Annotated in this window: 2 protein-coding genes and 2 pseudogenes; 1 reads left to right on the plus strand and 3 read right to left on the minus strand. The window is 70.2% G+C overall.

The genetic code is table 11. The features are described from left to right. Positions 1 to 610 (minus strand): annotated as a pseudogene (locus NBW77_RS18780) (hypothetical protein); the annotation flags it as partial. A gap of 44 nt (positions 611 to 654) precedes the next feature. Continuing rightward, entirely contained in the window at positions 655 to 1,404 is a 750-nt protein-coding gene (locus NBW77_RS18785; RefSeq protein WP_131747686.1) for an SDR family NAD(P)-dependent oxidoreductase, read from the minus strand. A 146-nt stretch (positions 1,405 to 1,550) separates the two neighbouring features. Between NBW77_RS18785 and NBW77_RS18790 the strand changes: the two genes are divergently transcribed. Continuing rightward, positions 1,551 to 2,183: a TetR/AcrR family transcriptional regulator gene (locus NBW77_RS18790; protein WP_131747687.1), complete on the plus strand. Its 633-nt coding sequence runs from the start codon at positions 1,551 to 1,553 to the stop codon at positions 2,181 to 2,183. A gap of 221 nt (positions 2,184 to 2,404) precedes the next feature. Here the strand turns inward: NBW77_RS18790 and NBW77_RS18795 are convergent. Continuing rightward, positions 2,405 to 2,749: pseudogene (locus NBW77_RS18795) on the minus strand (DDE-type integrase/transposase/recombinase); the annotation flags it as partial. Positions 2,750 to 2,837 lie beyond the last annotated feature (88 nt).

The following is a 2,837-nucleotide window of genomic DNA, read 5'->3' on the forward strand; positions in this document are numbered from 1 at the left end:
GTAGCGGCGCGCCTTGGCCTAGATAGCCGGTCTTCTCGTCGATGCTGACCAGCACGGTTCCCGGCGGCGGGTCCAGGTAGAGGCGGCAGGCCGCGCCGGCCTGGGCCCAGAACGCCTGGTCGTCGGCGCGGTTGAGCCAGCCACGCACCCGGTGCGGTCGCACAGCCGCCTCGGTGCGCACGCGGCCGAGCGCGGCGAGGATGCGCTCACCGGCTGGAACCGGAGCCTGCCCGTGGTCGAGCCGGTCGAGGTAGTCATTCATGTCGGCGACCGGGCGGAACGGCCGCCCCGCCCGGTGCGCGGACCCTGGGTCGCTGACCCCGAGTCCCAGCAGCACCCGGGGACCGTAGGCCGCCGTCAGCCGGTGATGGCCGGTAGCCATCTCGGCAGCGTCGTGCTTCCAGATGCTGGCGACGCCGGTCGCGACGTTCGCGGTACCGGTGGCGCGCAGCAGCCGTTCGCTGTCGCCCACGATGTCGCCGCCGCCCAGGCCGGGAATCCACAGGGTTCCCCAGCCGAGTTCGTCGAGTTCGGCAGCCTGTTCGCTGATCTGGCCGGGGTCGGCCATCCGCAGCTCGAGGCTCCAGATCCCTGCTCGTCCCAGGTTCATGGCCCGTGCTCCCCTTCGATGGATGAGGCGGTGGGGTGCCAGGCTCAGATCTGGTTCATGCCGCCGTCGACGTCGAGGTTCGCCCCGGTGATGAAGCTGGCGCGGTCGGAGGCCAGGAACACCACGGCGTCGGCGATCTCCTCCGGGCGGCCCATCCGGCCGAGCGGGACCTGGGTGGCCAGAAATCCCTTGAGCTGCGCGGCCTGCTCGTCGTCCGGGGCCAGGCCGGTGATTCCGGGGGTGTCGATCGGGCCGGGGGTGACGGCGTTGACCCGGATGCCGCGGCCCTTGAGCTCGTTGGCCCAGGTACGGGTGAAGGAGCGGACGGCGGCCTTGGACGCGGCGTAGACGCCGAATGCCTCGGTGCCGGTGGTCGCGGTCGTGGACGCGGGCAGGATTACCGAGGCGCCGTCGTTGAGCAGCGGCAGCGCCTTCTTCACCGTGAACAGCAGCCCACGGACGTTGATGCCGAACGTCTGGTCGAAGTGCTCCTCGGTAACCTGCTCCAGCGTCGAGAACGAGCCGCCGCCGGCGTTGGCGAACAGCACGTCCACCCGTCGGCCCGCGCCGCGCACCGCGTCGTAGAGCCGATCCAGGTCAGCCAGGTCCGAGACGTCGCCCTGCACGCCGGTCGCGTTCGCGCCGATCGCCTCGACCGCCGCGTCCAGCTCCGGCTTGCGCCGTCCGGTGACGAACACGTGCGCGCCCTCGTCGGCCAGACGGCGGGCGACCGCCAGCCCGATGCCGGTCGTACCGCCGGTGACGATGGCCGTCTTGCCGTCGAACTGTCCCATGATCTTGTCCCGTCTGTGCGTGCTGGGATGCCGGTACAGGCCGCTTCACCGGCGACTATTTCTGTACCGATCGGTTCTGAAGGAAACCGTAGCACGCCTGGGGCGACTTATGTACCGCTCGGTCTGGAACGGGTACCGTGGGGGGGATGAGCACCACCGAACGCGCCATCGGCCGCCCACGCGCCTTCGACACCTACCAGGCTCTGGAACGGGCACTGGAGGTCTTCTGGCGCCAGGGATACGAAGGCGCCTCACTGGCCGACCTCACCGAAGCCATGGGCATCACCCGCACCAGCATGTACGCGGCCTTCGGCAACAAGGAGGACCTGTTCCGCAAGGCCCTGGACCGCTACACCAGCGGCCCGGCCGGCTACGTCGCCCGAGCCCTGGAGGAGCCGACCGCACGAGGCGCCGCGGAACACATCCTCAACGGCGCCGCCCTGGCCACCACCACCCCCGAACACCCGGTCGGATGCCTCGGCGTCCAGGGAGCCCTGGCCACCGGCGGACTCGGCGACACGGCCCGCCAGGCACTGATCGAATGGCGCCGCACCGGCGAGGCCGCCATCCGCGACCGCTTCGCCCGCGCCGTGGCCGAAGGCGACCTACCTACGGACGCCGACGCCGAGGCCCTGGCCCGCTACGTCGCCACCTTCGCCTACGGGATCTCCGTCCAGGCCGCCACCGGCGTACTCCGAGAAGACCTCCGCGCGATGGTCGACACCGCCCTGGCCTCGTTCCCCAGCCACGGCCATGCCCCGAAATCCTCAACCTCCTGAGGGCTGCTCGTGACCACCCTCGAACCTGCGAAGGTTTTCAGGGCTCATCCAACGGCTCATCGAGCGTATGCCTAGCCGCGGCAGGTTCTAGCCTTCTTGTGACCCACCGTCACAAAGAGTTCTGTTGCGTTGAGCCGGTTCGGGACATGGCGCTGGCGGCTGGTGCCTGGTCAGATCGCCAGGGCGAGGTCGGTGAACGCGACCGCGAGTCGGCGACAGGGGACCTTGTTGCTGGCATACCGGGCATCGACGTGATGGGCCGCGGGTAGCCACTCGCCCGAGGACCCGCGGATAGGAGGCGCCCCCGGTCGGCGGTCACCTCGGCCGGGCGGCGGCCGTGCGGCAGCGCCCGGGTGAACAACCGGCGGGCCGCGGCGAGATCGCGTTTCTCGGCGGCGAGCACGTCGATGACCCGGCCGAAACTGGTCGATCGCCCGGTAGAAGTAGGTCCAGCGGCCCGCGACCTTGACGTAGGTCTCCTCGACGAACCACCTGCAACCCGGACCGTGGCGACACGGCCGGGCGGCGTCGATCAGCCAAGGAGTGAACCGCCCCACCCAGCGGTGAGTGGGGTAAACGTGGGGGAACGTCTCACCGAGGATCAACCGCCGCGCCGATCTGCGTCCCTACCTACCGCTGTTCTAGGCCGTCGTT

This window comes from Frankia sp. Cppng1_Ct_nod (genome assembly GCF_920656135.1).
Classification (GTDB): Bacteria; Actinomycetota; Actinomycetes; order Frankiales; family Frankiaceae; genus Protofrankia; species Protofrankia meridionalis.

Excerpts from the sequence above, each read along its gene's own strand:
- NBW77_RS18785 (WP_131747686.1), bottom strand. The coding sequence starts at position 1,404 with ATGGGACAGTTCGACGGCAAGACGGCCATCGTCACCGGCGGTACGACC.
- NBW77_RS18790 (WP_131747687.1), top strand. The coding sequence starts at position 1,551 with ATGAGCACCACCGAACGCGCCATCGGCCGCCCACGCGCCTTCGACACC.